At 54.7% G+C, this 17,495-nt stretch carries 19 protein-coding genes and 1 riboswitch; of the genes, 13 read left to right on the forward strand and 6 right to left on the reverse strand.

Features of this window, described 5'->3' with window-relative positions:
* The 10 genes from HOLDEFILI_RS15635 to HOLDEFILI_RS15680 form a co-directional block, all read left to right on the forward strand.
* Window positions 1–1,705 (forward strand): isoleucine--tRNA ligase (locus HOLDEFILI_RS15635; protein ID WP_006060827.1); only part of this gene is annotated, 1,705 nt, incomplete at its 5' end.
* A 227-nt stretch (window positions 1,706–1,932) separates the two neighbouring features.
* Entirely contained in the window at window positions 1,933–2,460 is a 528-nt protein-coding gene (locus HOLDEFILI_RS15640) for a YqeG family HAD IIIA-type phosphatase (RefSeq protein WP_006060829.1), read from the forward strand.
* Window positions 2,453–3,511 (forward strand): GTPase, encoded by a 1,059-nt coding sequence (locus HOLDEFILI_RS15645; protein ID WP_156788962.1) that lies wholly within the window; start codon window positions 2,453–2,455, stop codon window positions 3,509–3,511. Before HOLDEFILI_RS15640 ends, HOLDEFILI_RS15645 begins: the two co-directional genes overlap by 8 nt.
* Window positions 3,512–3,805 (forward strand): ribosome assembly RNA-binding protein YhbY, encoded by a 294-nt coding sequence (yhbY, locus tag HOLDEFILI_RS15650; RefSeq protein ID WP_006060831.1) that lies wholly within the window; start codon window positions 3,512–3,514, stop codon window positions 3,803–3,805.
* Window positions 3,802–4,824 carry a nicotinate (nicotinamide) nucleotide adenylyltransferase gene (gene nadD / locus HOLDEFILI_RS15655; protein ID WP_006060832.1) on the forward strand — a complete coding sequence of 341 codons (1,023 nt, stop codon included), beginning with the start codon at window positions 3,802–3,804 and terminating at the stop codon, window positions 4,822–4,824. Before yhbY ends, nadD begins: the two co-directional genes overlap by 4 nt.
* Window positions 4,817–5,155, forward strand: a complete 339-nt coding sequence (gene rsfS, locus HOLDEFILI_RS15660) for a ribosome silencing factor (protein WP_006060833.1) — start codon at window positions 4,817–4,819, stop codon at window positions 5,153–5,155. The genes nadD and rsfS overlap by 8 nt, the downstream gene beginning before the upstream one ends.
* Complete coding sequence (locus tag HOLDEFILI_RS15665; protein WP_006060834.1) at window positions 5,152–5,853, forward strand: class I SAM-dependent DNA methyltransferase; 702 nt, start codon at window positions 5,152–5,154, stop codon at window positions 5,851–5,853. Before rsfS ends, HOLDEFILI_RS15665 begins: the two co-directional genes overlap by 4 nt.
* Complete coding sequence (locus HOLDEFILI_RS15670) at window positions 5,850–6,542, forward strand: 5'-methylthioadenosine/adenosylhomocysteine nucleosidase (RefSeq protein ID WP_006060835.1); 693 nt, start codon at window positions 5,850–5,852, stop codon at window positions 6,540–6,542. The genes HOLDEFILI_RS15665 and HOLDEFILI_RS15670 overlap by 4 nt, the downstream gene beginning before the upstream one ends.
* Window positions 6,539–7,138, forward strand: coding sequence for a TVP38/TMEM64 family protein (locus tag HOLDEFILI_RS15675; protein ID WP_006060836.1), 600 nt, complete (start codon window positions 6,539–6,541; stop codon window positions 7,136–7,138). Before HOLDEFILI_RS15670 ends, HOLDEFILI_RS15675 begins: the two co-directional genes overlap by 4 nt.
* Before the next feature lie 163 nt (window positions 7,139–7,301).
* Entirely contained in the window at window positions 7,302–7,718 is a 417-nt protein-coding gene (locus HOLDEFILI_RS15680) for a YjdF family protein (protein ID WP_006060837.1), read from the forward strand.
* A gap of 114 nt (window positions 7,719–7,832) precedes the next feature.
* Here HOLDEFILI_RS15680 and HOLDEFILI_RS15685 read toward each other — a convergent pair whose 3' ends face one another.
* Window positions 7,833–8,546, reverse strand: coding sequence for an IMP cyclohydrolase (locus HOLDEFILI_RS15685; RefSeq protein WP_006060838.1), 714 nt, complete (start codon window positions 8,544–8,546; stop codon window positions 7,833–7,835).
* 30 nt (window positions 8,547–8,576) lie between these two features.
* Window positions 8,577–8,657: riboswitch (ZMP/ZTP riboswitch) on the reverse strand.
* A gap of 68 nt (window positions 8,658–8,725) precedes the next feature.
* Window positions 8,726–9,304, reverse strand: coding sequence for a hypothetical protein (locus HOLDEFILI_RS15690; RefSeq protein ID WP_039865159.1), 579 nt, complete (start codon window positions 9,302–9,304; stop codon window positions 8,726–8,728).
* 171 nt (window positions 9,305–9,475) lie between these two features.
* On the opposite strand from HOLDEFILI_RS15690, the gene HOLDEFILI_RS15695 reads away from it, so the two are divergent.
* From HOLDEFILI_RS15695 to nth, 3 genes are read left to right on the forward strand one after another with little or no spacing between them, the layout of a single operon-like run.
* The gene (locus HOLDEFILI_RS15695; protein WP_006060840.1) at window positions 9,476–9,946 is read left to right on the forward strand and encodes a hypothetical protein; all 471 of its coding nucleotides are present in this window, start codon (window positions 9,476–9,478) and stop codon (window positions 9,944–9,946) included.
* A 3-nt stretch (window positions 9,947–9,949) separates the two neighbouring features.
* Complete coding sequence (locus HOLDEFILI_RS15700; protein WP_006060841.1) at window positions 9,950–10,501, forward strand: DnaD domain protein; 552 nt, start codon at window positions 9,950–9,952, stop codon at window positions 10,499–10,501.
* Window positions 10,488–11,168 carry an endonuclease III gene (nth, locus tag HOLDEFILI_RS15705; RefSeq protein WP_006060842.1) on the forward strand — a complete coding sequence of 227 codons (681 nt, stop codon included), beginning with the start codon at window positions 10,488–10,490 and terminating at the stop codon, window positions 11,166–11,168. The genes HOLDEFILI_RS15700 and nth overlap by 14 nt, the downstream gene beginning before the upstream one ends.
* A 158-nt stretch (window positions 11,169–11,326) precedes the next feature.
* Here the strand turns inward: nth and HOLDEFILI_RS15710 are convergent, their stop codons facing one another.
* The 4 genes from HOLDEFILI_RS15710 to HOLDEFILI_RS15720 all read right to left on the reverse strand — a co-directional run.
* A complete protein-coding gene (locus HOLDEFILI_RS15710) occupies window positions 11,327–14,044 on the reverse strand; it encodes a tetratricopeptide repeat protein (protein ID WP_006060843.1) in 2,718 nt (905 codons plus the stop codon).
* 98 nt (window positions 14,045–14,142) lie between these two features.
* Window positions 14,143–15,777: a penicillin-binding transpeptidase domain-containing protein gene (locus HOLDEFILI_RS20400; RefSeq protein ID WP_083787646.1), complete on the reverse strand. Its 1,635-nt coding sequence runs from the start codon at window positions 15,775–15,777 to the stop codon at window positions 14,143–14,145.
* On the reverse strand, window positions 15,744–17,135 hold the full coding sequence (locus tag HOLDEFILI_RS20405; protein WP_006060845.1) for a transglycosylase domain-containing protein: 1,392 nt from the start codon (window positions 17,133–17,135) through the stop codon (window positions 15,744–15,746). The genes HOLDEFILI_RS20400 and HOLDEFILI_RS20405 overlap by 34 nt, the downstream gene beginning before the upstream one ends.
* Window positions 17,136–17,138: 3 nt before the next feature.
* The coding region (locus tag HOLDEFILI_RS15720) for a Holliday junction resolvase RecU (protein ID WP_006060846.1) at window positions 17,139–17,495 on the reverse strand (357 nt) is incomplete at its 5' end.

Raw genomic sequence — 17,495 nt, forward strand, 5'->3', positions numbered from 1 at the left:
GGCTTACTGCAATGTCGATGAGCACGGCTGCATGATGGAGGACGCCGGGGACTGGCTGAAGGGCCAGTATGTCGATGACGCCAACAAGACCGTCGCCAACCGCCTGGACGAGCTGGGCGCCCTGCTGAAGCTGGAATGGATTACCCACTCCTACCCGCATGACTGGCGGACGAAAAAACCGATCATTTTCCGCGCTACGACGCAGTGGTTCGCTTCGATCGATAAAATCCGCACTGAGCTGCTTCAGCAGATCGACAACGTTGACTGGATTCCGAAGTGGGGCCAGCAGCGGATGCACAACATGATCGCCGACCGCGGCGACTGGTGCATTTCCCGCCAGCGCGCCTGGGGCGTTCCGATTCCGATCTTCTATAATGAAGACGGCACGCCGATCATGGAAAAGGCAGTCTTTGAACATGTCGCCGATCTGTTCCGCGAGCATGGAAGCAATATCTGGTTTGAGAAGGACGCGAAGGAGCTGCTTCCGGAAGGCTACACGAATCCGGCATCCCCGAACGGTGAATTTACAAAGGAAACCGACACGATGGACGTCTGGTTTGACTCCGGTTCCTCGCATACCGGCGCGATGATCGAACGCGGCCTGGGCTATCCGGCCGACCTGTATTTTGAAGGCAGCGACCAGTACCGCGGCTGGTTCAATTCGTCGCTGATCGTCGGCACGGCCGTGCATGGCCAGGCGCCGTACAAGCAGGTATTAAGCCATGGCTTTGTCATGGACGGCAAGGGCGTCAAGATGAGCAAGTCGCAGTGGAACGCCGTTGCGCCGGGTGAGATCACGAAGAAATATGGCGCGGATATCCTGCGTCTGTGGGCAGCCAGCGTCGATTACCAGGCCGACTGCAGCATGTCCGAGGAAATTCTGAAGCAGATCAGTGAGAACTACCGCAAGGTCAGAAATACATTCCGCTTCTTACTGGCGAATATCAACAACGAAGACGACTTCACGAAAGCCGATCTCGTTGATGTCAGCGAGCTGCCGAAGCTCGATCAGTACATGCTGGCGCTGCTCGACGAGGTTAACGCGAAATGCCAGCTGGCCTATCAGGAATACCGCTTCTCCGATGTTACAACGCTGCTGACAAACCTGATGACGAACGAATTCTCGGCTTATTATCTCGATTTCACGAAGGATATCCTGTATATTGAGAAGAAGGATTCCCCGCGCCGCCGTCAGGTTCAGACCGTGCTGTACCATGCGGTCAACGTCTTAGTCCGGCTGTGGGCGCCGATTCTTGTCCATACCGCCGAGGAGGTCAACGACTTCTTTAAGGGCGAGGAAGAAAGCATTCATCTGGGCCGGTTTGCGGAACCGTTTAACATTACGGACGCCGAAGCCTTAAAGGCTAAGGTCGGCCGGCTGATGCAGATCCGTTCCGATATCTTTAAAGCGCTGGAGGAAGCCCGCGCGGAGAAGGTCATCGGCAAGTCATTGGAGGCGGAAGTGCTGGTCAACGTCAGCGACGAGGACCGCGCCTTGATCGCGGAGCTGTGCGGCGATCAGTTCCACCAGTGGCTGATTGTCTCGAAGGTCAGCTTCTCGATCGACGAGCTGAAACCGTACGACGTCTGCCAGGTAGAAATTGTCAAGGCGGAAGGCACGGTCTGCCCGCGCTGCTGGAATATTTCCGAGCAGGCTGATGAGGAAGGTCTGTGTCCGCGCTGCCGCAAGGTGCTCGGCCTGTAAGTTCCCTTATTTAAGATCCCGTTCGCGGGATCTTTTTTATCCCTTTCTCTAACGATGGAATTTTTGTTTCCTTCACTTGAACGCCTGCTTTGCCAGAACAGAAAAAGCAGGGGCAGTCTGCGGAAAAACGCGGGCGAGGGATAGACAAAAGGGCATGAAAGTCCACGGTTTTTTCGTTTCTTTGTTCAGCGGAATCTGATATAATCATTAAGATAAGGAGGATCCGTATGCTGCTGAATTATTTCACGCCTGCGCTTTATCTGAAAAGCTATGAAGATCTGGATCCCGCCTGGTTAGTGCGGCGGAAGATCCGGCTTTTAATCTTAGATATCGACAACACGCTGGCGGCGCACGACGAACAGGTCGCCGGCGACAAAGCCAAAGCGTTCGTCCATAGACTCAAGGACGCTGGCATCCAGGCCGTCGTCATGTCGAATAACAACAAGGAACGCGTCAGCCGGTTCGCGGCGAGTCTGGATGTGCCGTATTATTATTTTTCGACGAAACCGTTGAAGCGGACGTATAAGAAGGTGCTGCGCGATACCGGCCTGAAGCCGGATCAATGCGCGGTGATCGGCGATCAGCTGCTGACGGATATCCTCGGCGGCAGCCGAATGGGCTTGACGACGATCTTAACAACGCCCTTAGTCACCCGGGATATTCCCTGGACCAAGCTGAACCGGGTGGTTGAAAATCAGGTGTACCGTCTGTTGGAGCATGAAGAAATCTTGAAAAGGGGAGACTATGATGAGTGAAAGATGCCAGGGCTGCGGCGCGCTGCTGCAGCACGACCGTCCCCAGGAGGCCGGGTATACGCCCAAGGCGGGCAGTGTGCTGTGCCAGCGCTGTTTCCGGCTGACCCATTACGACGACCTGCAGTTTTCGATGCGGGAAGGGATTGATCCCGACCGGATTCTGGCGCAGATTCACGCGATGGACGCGCTGATTTTGTGGGTGGTTGATCTGTTCGATTTTGAAGCAAGTTTGCTGGAAGGCATGAACCGGCATCTGTTCGGCAAGGACGTCATCGTCGTCGGCACCAAGCGCGACCTGCTGCCGGAAACGGTGGGCAGCGAGAAGCTGGCGAAGTTTGTGTACGGCCGGCTGAAGGAGCTGGGCATCCATGTTAAGGGACTGGTCGTGACCGGTAAAAATATTCCCGGCGGACCGGAGGAAGTGCTGCGGGCGATCGAATGGGCCAAAGGCAAGGACGTTGTCGTGATGGGCATGGCCAATGCCGGCAAGAGTACGCTGCTCAACGCCCTGATGGACAAACCTCAGCTGACCAGCTCGCGCTATCCCGGCACTACGCTGGACTTCAATCCGCTTGACATCCACGGCGTCACAGTGTATGACACGCCAGGCTTGACGCCGCGCAATTCGATGCTGCTGCACCTGGACGAAGAAGATCTTAAAACAGTGCTGCCGGCGAAGGCGGTCAAACCGGTCGGCTTCCAGCTGCGCGGGGATCAAAGCTTCGCGGTGGGCGGTTTGTGCCGGATCGATTTACTCGGTTGCGAACATGTCTCGGCCGTGTTCTACTGCAGTAATCTTCTTGAGCTGCACCGCGGCCGCGCAGATAAGGCGGATGAGCTGTGGGATCGACATTACGGCGAGCTGCTGCGGCCGATTCCCGCCGGGATGCCGTATGCCGAATGGACGAGCACCGTCCTGACGCCGCTGGGGGTGAAGGAAGACGTCGTCATTCCGGGCGTCGGCTGGATGTCCTTAAGCGGAACATGCGGTCAGATTCGCGTAACCCACCCGCAAACATTGGAAATCAAACACAGAAAGGCAATGATATAAATGTTAACGAACAAACAAAAAAGCGCGCTGCGTTCGATGGCGAACACGCTGCGCCCGATCTTTCAGGTCGGCAAGGAAGGCGTTTCCTACAACCTGATCAACACGCTTTCCGATGCGCTGGAGGCGCATGAATTAGTCAAGCTCAACGTCTTAAAGAGCTGTCCGGACGACGTCCGGCAGGTCGCTCTGGATCTGGCCAGCGGCACACATGCCGAGGTCGTTCAGATCATTGGCAAAACGATCGTGCTGTACCGCGAAAGCCGCGAACACCGCAGGATCGAGCTGCCGCGATGAAAATCGGTTTATTGGGAGGAACCTTCGATCCGATCCACAACGGTCATCTGGCAATCGCGAAAACCGCGCTTAAACGCCTGCGACTGGATCAGGTCTGGTTTATCCCGTCGCTGAAAACACCGTTGAAGGACCGGGAACTGACGCCCTTTGAGCTGCGTGTGATAATGATGGAAAAGGCGCTGCGGCCCTATCGCAAAATGAAGCTTTGTCTGATTGAAAAAGATCTGCCGACGCCCTCCTATACGATCACGACGGTGAAGACGCTGAAAAAACAATATCCGGACGACGACTTTGTCTGGATCATCGGTGACGATCAATATGCCAATCTCGATCAATGGAAAGCGGTCGACGAACTGCGCCGGCTCGTACAATTCGCCGTCTTCAGCCGTCAGGGAATCGCGGTCAAGCAGCCGGGATTTCTGTATGTTGAAAACTTTTCGCATCCCGCTTCGTCCACAGCTGTCCGTCAGGGCGCGTTTAAGGATGTGCCGAAGGCTGTCCGGCAGGTAATGCTGGAAACGGGGCTGTATGTCGAGGAGATTGCGAAGGCGTATTGTCACCCGCGCCGCTATCAGCACTGCGTCACGATGAGCGCGCTGGCGGTCGAACTGGCGAAAGCGCATGGGGTGAATCCGCGCAAAGCCTACGTCGCGGGCATGCTTCATGATCTCGCCAAAGGTCTGGATGAAGAAACGGCGCGCGGCTGGATCGAAGTGTACTGGCCGCAGGCCCGGGATCAGGCGTGGAAGATCTGGCATCAGTACATCGGGGCGACCTGGCTGAAAACCCGGCTGTATCTTTACGATCAGGAAATTCTGGAAGCCGTGGCGTGGCACACGACCGGTGAAGGCAAAAGCGATCTGGCGAAGATCATCTACATCGCCGATAAAATCGACCCCGGCCGCGGCTATGATATTACCCGCCAGAAAGCGGTGTGCCTGCAAGATCTGGATCAAGGCTTCCGTCTGATCCAGCAAGAACAGAAAGCTTATTTACGCAAGGAGGGATTGAATGTCTGAATTACTGCAGAAAGTCGTCCACGCGGCGGATCAGCGGCTGGCGGAAGATCTGGTCGTGCTGGATTTCCGCGGTCACAGCCCGTTTACTGATTACTTTGTGATCGCCTCGGCGAAGAATGAACGGATGGCTGATTCAATTGTCGATCATGTGATCGAGGAAGCTGAAAAAGCCGGCTATGCCGTGCGCAACGTCGAAGGCGGTCAGGGCAGCCGGTGGCTGTTAGTCGATTTGTACGAGATCGTACTGCACGTTTTCGTCGGTGAAGAACGCCAGGTATATAATCTGGAAAAGCTGTGGGGTGATCTGCCGCGGGTTGAGGTTCAGCCATGAGCTATGACAGTCTTGCGGCTTATTACGACGCGTTGGTGAAGGACGAGGAAGCGACGGCCGCCTGGCTGGATTACACCCGGCGCTATTGTCCGCCCGGTCCGCTGCTGGAGCTGGCGTGCGGCAGCGGCGAGATTTCCATCGCCTTAGCCAGGGCCGGCTACACCGTCGACGCTACGGATTTATCCCCGTCCATGATCGCTGCCGCCCAGGTCAAACCGCATCCGGATTCGATTACCTTCCGCGTGATGGACATGCTGGAAATGGAAACGAAGCAACCGGTGCAGGCCATCGTGTGCTATTGCGACAGTCTGAATTATCTGGCTTCGCTCGATCAGGTTGCGCAGTTTATCCAGAAAGCGGCGGCTTTGTTAAAAAACGGCGGCGTGCTGTTGTTCGATATGCACACTCCGGAGCGACTCAGCGAGTTCGCTGAGGAATATATTGAAGAAGGAATGTTGGGGGATACGCCGTATCAATGGACGATCCTCAGCGACGAGGATCGGATTTACCAGCATTTCGCGTTCTGGACGCCGCAGGGACTGCGCGAGGAACATCATGTCCAGACGGTCTTCGATCCGTTAGCCGTGCGCCGGCTGATGGAAGAAGCCGGCTTCGGCGTGGAAATCATGACGGATTTTACACAGCCGGGTATTCAGCCCGGTGAAAAATTGTTTTACGCAGGGAGGAAGAAAGTATGATCGCGATTATCGGAGCGATGAAGGTTGAGATTGACGCGCTGCTAAAACGGATGAGCGAGGTTCAGGCCTGTCCGGTGCAGAAGATTTCGTTTTATACCGGGAAACTGGCAGGCGAGCCGGTCGTCGTCACCCAAAGCGGCGTTGGCAAGACGCTGGCGGCGATGAGCACGACGTTGTTATTGGAACATTTCGATGTCGACGGCGTAATCAACATCGGCACAGCCGGCGGATTACTGGAAAATCAGGAAGTGCTGGACGTTGTCATCTCAACGCGGATCGCGCATCACGACGTCAACGTGCCGGGCTGGAATCATGGCTTCGGACCGGATAATCCGTGCTGCTTTTCTGCCGATGAACGGTATATCCAGGCGGCCGGCGAAGTGATTCAGGAACAGGACCGGGCCTGGATCGGGCCGGTGGCTTCCGGCGACTGCTTCGTCAATACGCCTGAACAGGTTGAGCGAATTCTGCGCGACTATCCGCAGGCCTTGTGCGCAGAAATGGAGGCGGCCTCGATTGCTCAGGTGTGCGCGCATTACGGCGTACCGTTTGTCGTCGTTCGCTCTTTGTCGGATATCACGCTCAAGGAAGGCAATGAGATGACCTTTGAGGAATACGCGCAGAAAGCGTCGGCCCGCTCCGCGGATTGGTGCGAAAAACTCGTTGTGAAGCTGGCTGAGCGCTCATGAGCGAAACGCTTCGATTTTGGCTTGAGCGGATCATGACCGTGGAGTTCTGGGTCGAGGCGCTCTCCGCGTTTAAGGATCTGGGGCCGCTGGCGCCAATCTGCCTGGCCTTCGTGGAATCGTTGATCCCGGCGCTGCCGCTGGTGGCGATTGTCACGATCAATATCAGCGCTCACGGCGCAATTTTAGGTTTTTTGTATTCCTGGGTGGGAACGACGCTCGGTTCACTGATCGTCTTCCTGTTCTTTCGCCGGATTGTCAAACGCAAGCTGATGCCGTGGTTCAGCCGCAAGGTGTCGATTCAGAAAGCGCTTGACTGGGTGGCTGACCGCAACGCCGCCGTTCTGTTTATTCTGGTGTCGCTGCCGTTTACGCCCAGCTCGTTTATCAACATCGCATTCGGTTTATCTGATTTTGACGAACAGAAGTTCATCAAGACGCTGATCGCTGCCAAGCTGATCATGATGCTGGGGCTGAGCTTGTTCGGCAAAACCCTGAGTATATCCTTTACCCGGCCGGTTTATCTGATTTTAGCTGTTGCGATCCTGGCCGCGTTGTACCTCATCTCCGTGCATTTTCGCAAGAAGCACGGATTATGAGTCATGAACTCATTAAAATGAAACGCAAAGATAAAAACGCAACGTAAGCGATCCCGCTTACAGAGCCGGTAGGTAGCCCGGCCCCATCGCAAGATGGAAGTAACCTTCCCTCCTTCGGGTTGTCCGTTCTTTGTTCATAACTTATCATGAAGGAGGAATCGTTATGAACAAAAGTTCGATTTGTCTGACCGTCTTTTTTGAGGACCCTTTCTGGGTCGGCGTTTTTGAACGACAGGCGCAGGGAGAACTGACCGTCTGTAAAGTAACGTTTGGGGCGGAGCCGAAAGACGGCGAGGTCTATGACTTCGTTTTAAGAAACTATGCGTCGCTGCGTTTCAGCCCGGCCGTCGCCGCGCCGGTCAAAGCACATGCTGAAAATCCCAAACGTGCCCAGCGCCAGGCCCGCGGGCAGATCCACCGGACGGGGATCGGCACAAAGGCGCAGCAGGCGCTGAAGCTGCAGCAGGAACAACTGAAAACAGAACGTCAAACGCAGCTTCGGCAGCAACGCGGGCAGGAAAAAGAAAACCGGTTCGCGCTGAAGCAGAAGCAACGAAAAGCGAAGCACCGGGGAAAGTAACCCGGGCTGGAAGGATCAAAAAAAGGATGCCTGATTTCATCCGCGGAGACGCTCTCCGGGAAATCAGACATCCTTTTTGCTTTGTTTTAAGCGATCGCCGAGTGAATTGGCCGCTTATGCGTGCTTGTTGACAATGCGGGTTTCCGTTTCGCCGCTTTCCAGATCAATCATGCGGACAAACAGGGAAACCTTGTTGTCCGGATTCAGATTATCCCACAACAGCGCGGTCAGCGCGTCGAGCGAATCCGGGATTTCCACGCGCTTGGGTTCGCCCTCAAAGCTGGGCAGCGGATCCCCGTCGTGCATGTAGGTATGGATGAAATGGCCTTCACCCGCCAGCGGATTTTCGTATGCGAAGGTGTAGCGGTGGCAGGACTGCGGATTGCCGTCGCTGCTTTTTAAGATTGACAGCGCATAGTTGAACTTGCCGTTTTCGATATGCAGAATTCCGGAGATCCGCGGCGTGAAGTTCGGTCCGTCCGGCTCGAATTCCCGGCTGCGCAGCGCCTGTTCAAACGTCAGCTGCCTGTCCATGCCGGCGTAGATCGTATCGGTCTGATCGCCGTTGGTGACAATCGTCTTGTTGCCCAGAACGCGCACCGGGGCATAAATGATCAGCGACGGATCGGTCAGCTTCGAGGGATCGTAAGCCTGCGTGCGGATCCCCTGTCCGTCCGTGACGAAGATGCGGTTGCGGCTGTTTTCACTGCGGCCCATGATGAAGTACGCGGCCGCTGCTTTGCGGCCGTCCGGCGTCTTGCCCAGTACGATACCCCGACCGGGGTAGGTGTTCTGTTGAAGATCGTCTTTGAGTGAGATTTTTTGCATAAAGTTTCCTCCCTAAATTCAACGGGAATGACTCCCGGCCCAGGCGGTCGGCTGTTTCAGAATTGTGCTCCCTGTGGTTGTTCCACTGATCCGCCAGTTGCACATCCACCAAAAGTTTAGACTATTCTTACAAAAAAAACAAGCGCTGAAAAAAAAGAAAAGCCCTGAACTTTCAGGACTTATTCCGGTTGTTCGATCAATTCTCCCTGATCTTCGATTTCGCCGGTCCAGATGCCGTTGTCGATCATCCACAGCTTCAGGCTCTGGGCGTCGATTGGATCTTCCTTGTTCCAGCTGAGGACGTTGTTAATGGTCTGTGTGCCGTCGTCGGCAACGCTCAGGGAAACAAACGCCGGATAGCTTTCAAAGCCCCATTGGCTCTTGAGCTTGGCCGCCGGATAATTCTCGCCCAGACTGGTCAGATCATAAAATTCAAACGCGTCCAGCGCGGTTGTTTTCAGCTCCTGCGCTAACGGCTTGAAGACATATTCATTGATATAAGCGCAATCATCGTTGTCCGGCCGGCAGAAATAGATATTATGCAGTCCCGGCTCATAGACCGGCTGAGCTGAAGCGACCGCGGGCGCCGCATCGTCGGACGGCTCTACTGAGCGAAGCATGGCGGACGGCTGGGCGGCGTTCAGATAGCTCTCTTCAATGCCTGTCGCGGCTTTCGGTTCCAGCGCCCGGTAAGAAAACAACGTAGCACTGCTGAGAAAAAGGAATCCCATCGATCCGATCATCAGTTTCTTTAACACATCATCACGCTCCTCAAATGCCCAATCATCATATCATGTTTTATTTCGTTTTGCAAATTCAGTCCCGCTGGAACAAGTACGGCGAATCTCTACCTTTGCGGCAAAGACGGGTCAGGTTCATTGTTTCGGCGAACTGAATTTGGTATAATAAGGACCACAGAGGTGAAGACCATGAATTCTAAGCGGGTCCGGTCGCTGCTGCTGTCAGCGGCGCTGCTTTTCGTTTTATTTCTAAGCTGGTTTATCGGCCGGTCGATATTTGTTCAAGGGCCGTACATCAAGGACCGCAGCGCGGATCTGCGGCTGCATCGGCAGTTAATGGAAGCGATGCGCGCACCTGCGGGCGAGCTGGTCAACCGCTACGCGCTCAATGAGGTAACGTATATATCGCGCGTCACCTCGCTGTCCAAGCAATGGATCGTATGGTACGACGATCAGCTGAACATCAAGGCGCAGATGGAAGAAGCACAGATCGACGCGGCGCAGGCTTTAGCGATCGGAGAACAAAATGGAATCGCGGCTTCGGCAATTCAATTCGGCTGGGTCAAGGACCGTCCGGCGATCATTGTTGAGGATCAGAACCGTGAGCTGGCGCTGGACGCTGCAACGCTGGAAAAATTAATGTTGTATGAAAAGAGGTAAAGGATGAAGGCATGGTGGAAACAGCCGTATATCAATCGGTTGCAATGGATCCTGGAACATTATGAATGGTTTGGGTTTTCCGAGAAGGAAGGACTGGTCGTGCTGATGATTGAATATCTGAACACTTGTCAGATCGCGATCACGCCGGCGCTGTTGGAACAGAAGACGGGACTGACCAAGGAAGCGCTGGACCAGGCGTTAAGCGTCTTGTGCGCGAAGAAATATCTGGAATTGAAAGCGGGTCGTTCCTCCGTCAGCTTCAGCCTGGACGGACTTTACAGCGCGGACACGGCGAAATCACAGAAGGCGATGGAACAGCCGGTGTTCGACTTGTTTGAAGGCGAGTTCGGGCGGCCGCTGAATTCCAATGAGCTGATGACGCTGCAGGATTGGGTCAGCCGGTATGATTCGTCGGTCCTGGTTAAAGTGCTGAAAGAAGCAAGTATGTACCAGAAGCTCAATTTCGCGTATATGCAGCGGATTTTATCAGAATGGCAGCGAAAAGGCTGGATCGGGCCGGATGGCCGGGAGGTAAGAAATCATGAAAGTGGATGAGATTCTGGCGGCGCTGACGGCGATGTTTCCCGACGCGCATTGCGAGCTGAATCACCGCAACCCGTTTGAACTGGCGGTCGCCGTCGTGCTGTCCGCGCAGACAACCGATGTGTCTGTCAACAAGGTTACGCCGCGGCTGTTTGAAAAATATCCGACGCCCGAGGCACTGGCGGAAGCACCGTTGGAAGACATCGAAGATTGTATCCGCCGGATCGGATTATATCATAATAAAGCAAAAAGCATTCAGGGACTGGCACGCGGCGTCGTCGAGCAGTTCGGCGGAGTGATGCCGCAGACGATGGAGGAACTGACAAGTCTGCCGGGAGTTGGCCGCAAGAGCGCCAACGTCATTATGTCGGTGTGCTTCGGGATGCCGGCGATCGCGGTGGATACGCATGTAGAGCGTGTTTCCAAGCGGCTGGGGCTGGCCGCGCCGAAGGATACCGTGCTGGAGGTGGAAAAGAAACTGATGCGCAAGCTGCCGAAAGCGGAATGGTCGCACGCGCACCATCTGTTTATTTTCTTCGGCCGCTATTTCTGCAAGGCCAAAAACCCGCAGTGTCCGGATTGTCCGTTTACTTCTTTCTGCCGGGAGTATAAAGCCCAGCAGAAGCAAGCTGAGAAGCTGGCTGCCAAGAAAGCGGCCCCGGTCAAAGCCAAAGCTTAAATTCAACGGCAAAATGATAAATACGTTAAAGGCGCAGGAGATGAAAACCCGCGCCTTTCTTTTCGATTGAATTGAATGAAATTTAATTTTTGAAATCGATGCTTCTTTAGCAGAGTGTCGTCCACTTGGAAATCGAGCAGATTGATTGCGATGAACTCTTATTTGCCCTTGAACAGCTTAAAGCCTTTCGGCTTTTCCAGCTCTTTGAACGCCTGATCCATCCAATCCGGATGGCGGCCTTCGTCTTTCGCTTTGTTCAGCCATTTCAGCGCTTCCTCGCGCTTGCCGGTTTTCCAGTAATGGTAGGCCAGAACCGTGTGGAACCACGGCGTGTCGTAGCCTTTTTCCAGTGCTTCCTTTAAATAGGCATCTGCTTTCGGGTAGTGGCCTAACCGGGCTTCGGTGCAGCCTAACTGCGCCAGCAGCCAGCCGCTTTTTTCCTCACGCAGATGCGCGGCCCGCTGAAAATAATCCAAAGCCTTATCATATAGTTCCATTTCGCTGTAATTCCAGCCGAATTCCTCGTACAAGGCGGCTTCGTCATGGTCTTTCGCCTTGCGCAGATGCGCGATTGCTTCGCGATGTTCGCCCAGCGGTCCCAGATTGCGCGCCATCATCCAGTGGTAATCGCTGCAGTCTTTTTCATCTTCATCAAAGCCCAGCGGGACTTCCTTTAATGCGTCCTCGTATTTTTCCATGCGGTTGTAGACGATGGCCAGCTGATAGTGCGGCCAGCTGTCCGCGTAGCCCATTTCCAGACCTTTTTTCAGACTGGCCTCCGCCGCTTCCAGCTGGTTCGTATTTTTATAGGAAATCCCCAGCTGACAATACGTCCAGGCGTGATCCGGCTTGAGTTCGATCGACCGCTTCAAATAACCGATCGCTTCCTCGCTGCGGTCGAGCTGATTCAGGCAGTAGCCCGCTTCGCCCAAGACCCAGCGGTCGTCCGTTTCCGAAAGATTCAGTTTCTCCAATACGGCCAGTTCATCCTCATAGCGGCTTAATTGCGAGAGGATCCAGGCTTTTTCACGTAAATTCCACGGTTCTTCAAAATCCAGCTGTTTGGCTTTTTCCATCTCAGCCAGCGCTTCGTCGAAGTGCTTCAGGCGGCTCAGCGCATAGCCTAATTGGGCGTGCGCCCAGCCGTCTTCCGGATCCATTTCAATTGACCGCTCGAAAAGCTTGCGGCCTTCTTCATAGTGATCCATCTGAATTTCATTCCAGCCGATTTCATTGACGATCCACAGATCGTCGCGGCCCAGCTCCTGGGCTTTTTTCAGTTGTTCCATCGCGTCTTCATTGCGCCGCAGCCGGCCGAAGTTCCAGGCTCTTAACGAATACAGCTCGATGTCCTGCTTGCCTTTTTTCTCGGCGACCGCCAGCTCGGCCAGCGCCTGATCGTAGCGGTCCAGCTGACTGAAGGCGTCGGCCTTGCGGTAATGCAGCCAGTCGTCGTCGCGCCCCATCTCCATCGCTTTTTGCAAGTATTCCAATTCCTTGTCATAAGCTCCGATCCGATGATACAGCCAGGCGCAGTCGCTCCAGATCCAGATTTCGTTAATGCCGGTCGCCAGTGCTTTTTCATAATTCTCCCGCGCGGCGTCCAGCTGGTCCAGACGTACCTGATTCCAGGCAATCTGGGCCAGCACCCAGCCGTTTTCCGGCTGTTCTTCCAACAGCTTGAAATACACGTCCAGCGCTTCTTCCTTATGCCCGCCGGCCGCGAGATTCCAGCCTAACTGGGTTTTAACCCAGAATGGATCGTTGTGGGACGCAACCGCTTTTTCATAATATTCGGCGGCTTTGTCATATTCGTTGACCTCTGAATAGTCATAGCCCAGCTGAGCATACAGCCAAGCGTCGTCGCGGCCTAAGCTCAGGGCTTTTTCCAGCAGCGGCAGGGCTTGCTTGGAATCACCTTTCTGGGAGAGCTGATAGGCTAAATGCGACAGTGCGGAGATGTTGTCCGGATCTATTTGCAACGCCAGCTCAAACTGCGGGATCGCGTCCTCCGGCTTGTTCATGTCTTCATTGACATAGCCGATCTGAACCTCGATCCAGGCGTCGTCGCGGCCTAATTCCTTGGCTTTGAGAAAGTGCGGCAGAGCCTCTTCCGGCTTGCCCTGCATCGCGTAGCAGCGGGCCAGCTCGCATTGGCTCCAGATATCCTGATCGTTGATCGCCACGGACTTTTCAAGGTAAGGCAGCGCTTGTTCCGGATGATCGAGCGTGTTGCAGCAGAAGCCCAGTTCGTTGAGCAGCCACAAATCGTCCGGATTGTCCTTGATCAGCTCCTGCAGAATCTCCAATTCGTCTTCCAACTGATTGACGCGCGAGCAGCTCCAGGCATATTCCTTCATCACCCACAGATCGCGGTAATTCATCGTCAGCGCTTTTTTTAATTCGCTCAGCGCCTGATCCGGCTGTTCCATCCGGTTGTAACAAAAGCCGATCTGAGCGTGGCACCAGCCGTCGGTCTGATCGAAATACAACGCTTCCTCAAAGTAGCCGACAGCTTCCTCGAACTTGTCCAGCTGCGTCAGGGTCCAGCCTTTTTCACGGTACAGCCAGGCGTCGTCGCGGCCTTTCTTTTCTGCCTGATTGAGGTAGTCCAGCGCGGATTCGTGCATTTCCATTTTGTTGAGCACCCAGCCCAGCTGGGAGAGAATGCCGGCGTCGTCCTGACCTAAGCTCAGCGCTTTGTTTAAACTCCAGAACGCTTCCTGATAGCGTTCGAGCATGCCCAGAATCCAGCCGCGTTCGCTGTAATACCAGGCTTTATCATGAATCTTGGCTTCGTTGGCGTCGAGCGTCAGCAGGGCTTCCTGAATCTGATCTTCATCGACTAATTTCTGAATTTCTTCTTCGATTTTCAAGTTATCAGCTCCTTGTTCTCATTTTAACATAAAAACGGCAGAGCGAATTGAAATTCCTCTGCCGTGATTGAAATTAAGACTTTTGTAAGAATACCGAATCAATCCTTGTTCTCATCGTTTTGATCCTGGGTATCCTCGCTAGGCGTTGGATCCGGAGAAGGCGAGGTGTCCGGACTTGGATCGGTAGACGGGGTCGGATCCGGCGTTGGCGCCGGCTTTGCCGTACAGCCCTTGATCGGATCGCCCTCATAGCCCTGATTGCAGGCGCAGGCGCCGTTAACGACGGACGCGTTGTCGCCGCAGGCAAGACCGACGTACAGTGTGACAGCGAAGCGGGCCTGCCCGATTGTCGACTGCATGAACGTCATCGTTGTCCCGTTGACCTTGACACCGTTGGAAATAATTTCGTTAGTGCCTTTCTTCGCTTCGTCGGCAACTTCTGTAAAGCTGACGGTGACGCCGTTGGCGCTGGCCCAGCTTTCAATTTCCGCCTTGGTCGCTTTGTCGGATGGGATCGTCAGCTGGATCTCCTTGTCTTCAACCTGGATTTCCTTGCAGATCTCATTGCTTCGGTAATTCATATTTTCATAAGCGTAGTAGCCGCAGACGTTGACCTTGTCGCCCGGCTTGACGTCGATGTGCTGATCAATGCTGGATTGTTCGCTGGTTACGTCGAACGAGAAGTCCTGAATGGAAACCTGCGCTTTGTAGCGGATCGGACCGTAGACCCATGTCCAGTCGAACGCAACCGCACAGTCCGGCGCGTCGTACCACTTGCCGCCGACTTCAATGCCGAGATTTTTGGTATTCGGCGCGACGGTGAGCTTGCTTGCGTCCGGGTAATCGCCCCAGGTCAGATGCAGGTTGCCGTCGGTGCTCAGGCTGGCGTCGAACGTACCGATATCCTGAACTGAAGCCTGCAGCGGATCGGCCAGCTTGTTGAATTCCTTCTTGATCATGCCGGTGGTCACGAAACTGCCGTCCATGCCTTCCAGCACCGCGGTGTACGGATACAGACCCTTGATATGGGTGATCGAGGTCACGCCGTCAGGCTGGGTGATCGCCGGCGGATTCTCCTCGTCTTTATGCAGGACGTCGAGCATCAGCTTGGAGATGTTGCCCGGGATGTTCAGTTTGCTTTTCTTGGAATCGAAATAAGTGTCCTTATCTTTAATCCCTTTTTCATAACCAACCCAGACCGCGTTGGTGTATTTCGAGCTGGACGCGATCATCCACTTATCCTTCGCCGCGCCCTGCGGAATGCCGAATTTCAAGCCGTCGCTGCCCCAGTCGGTCGTGCCGGTCTTGCCATAAATCGGATAACCGCGCTTTAAGATCTGCATGTAGTTGGAATACGGACCATAAACCGCCTGGTACATCAGATGCGAAGCCAGATAAGCGGATTCGGCGCTGATGACCTGGGTTCCGGAATAATCCGGTACGACCGGCGAGGTGCCGTCTTTGAACTCAATCTTGGTAATCGTGTGCGGCTTGATGTAGCTGCCGCCGTTGATCATCGTGGCGTGGGCGCCGGCCATTTCAACCGTACTGGCTTCGTAGGTGGAGCCGCCGATCGCATAGCCGACGTTGAATTCGTCCTGGGTGACGCGGCTGAAGCCAAGGTTTTGCAGATACTGCACGACCTTCTTGCTTCCGATCGCGTCGATGACTTCCTGCAGCGTCTTTAACGCTGGGGTATTCAGCGAGTTGCCGACGGCGTATTCCAGCGGAATATCGCCATAGTAGCGGCCGTTGAAGTTCTTGACGACCTTTGTCGTCCCGGCGTATTAAACGGCGCGTCGGTGACCGTGTGGGACGTTGCCCAGCCGAGGTTCTCAAAGGCCAGTGCATAGGATAAGAACGGTTTGACCGCGGAACCCGGCTGCTTGTACTGATCGGTCGCGTGGTTGAGCAGCAGGCTGCCGCCGCCGGCGTAATTGCGTCCGCCGCCGATGCCGACGATCTCGCCGGTCTGGTTGTTCATCGAGACGATCGCGATCTCCATCAGGTCGTCCGGGAATTCCACGTTGGTTTTGCCAGCCTGGATGTCGTCGATCTGCGTCTGGACTTCAGGATCCATCGATGTATAGATTTTCATCGGCACGACGGTCGGATCCATTCCAGTCAGCTCTTTCGCCTCGGCGATGACCGCGTCGACATAGCTCTGGTACGGCGTGCCGCCGTCGGTGCTGCCCTTGCTGACAGAGCTGTCGACCAGCTGATCTTCAATTTTGATCGACTTGGCCAGCTCGGCTTCCTGTTTGGTGATGTAGCCGTGCCGCTGCATCAGGTTGAGCACCGTGTTGCGGCGGTCGGTCGCGTAATCGAGATTCTTAAACGGGTTGTAGGCGTTCGGCCGGTTGATAATCCCGGCCAGCAGCGCGCTTTCGCTGAGGTTCAGCTCGCTGACGTCTTTGCCGAAGTAATACTCGGCAGCCTTCTGAACGCCGCGGATGTTGCCCGAGCCGCCGAAATTCAGCTTGTTCAGATACAGCTCAAAAATCCGCTTTTTGTTTGTCTGTTTCTCTAACTGCATCGCGAGGAAGATTTCCTGAACCTTACGCTTGACCCCGGCCAGCTTGCTGCGGGCCGCCATCTCGCCGGTTTCATCGTTGGTAAAATAGGTGTTTTTGACTAACTGCATCGTAAAGGTTGAGCCGCCCTGCGAAAAGCTCAGCGTTTTCAGGTTGGTCAGAAACGCTTTGGCAAAACGCGGCAGGTCAAAGCCGTTATGTTCAAAGTAACGGCTGTCCTCAACCGCCACAAACGCGTCGACTAAGGACGTCGGCATATCCTCATAGGAAACGTTCGTGCGGATCTGCTGACCGATGTCCTGGATCAGATTGCCGTCCTTATCGAGGATCTGCGTCGATTCCTTGCTTTCAAAGTTGTTGATGTCGATCTTCGGCGCATCTTTGATCATGCTGCCGATCATCACCATCCCGGCGCTGCCGCCGATCAGGCCCAGCACCACGATCACCGAAACGATGATCGTCGCCATATTCTTGGCGTTGATTTTTCTTCTTTTGACCGTTTTCTTTTTCGCCGCCGGCTTTTTTTTCTTCGGCGGCTGTTTCTGCGTCGTATTCATAGCTCACTTCTCCTTAAAGTATAGTTCGTCGATCACCCGCAGGTAATGCACCGGCGGGGTCAGCGAATACGGAATCAGAATCCCTTCCTGCACAAACCAGGAATAAGGCAGGGACTTCCGCTCGGCCAGACGATACTGCCGGATCATCTTGGCGGCATCGACATAGTAGGTTTCATCGTAGGCGATAAACCGGACGATGACGAAGGCGATCGCTCCCTGCCGCAGCACCCGCTCCAGATGTTCGATCTGATGCAGATGGATGTGGGAGAAGGGAAAGGAAGTCTTCGAGCGTGTTTCCTTCGCCTCAAAGTCAATCGCTTTGCCGCGGTAGACGCCGTTGTAATCGGTTGTGGAAGGTAC

This window comes from Holdemania filiformis DSM 12042 (assembly GCF_000157995.1).
GTDB classification, from domain to species: Bacteria; Bacillota_I; Bacilli_A; order Erysipelotrichales; family Erysipelotrichaceae; genus Holdemania; species Holdemania filiformis.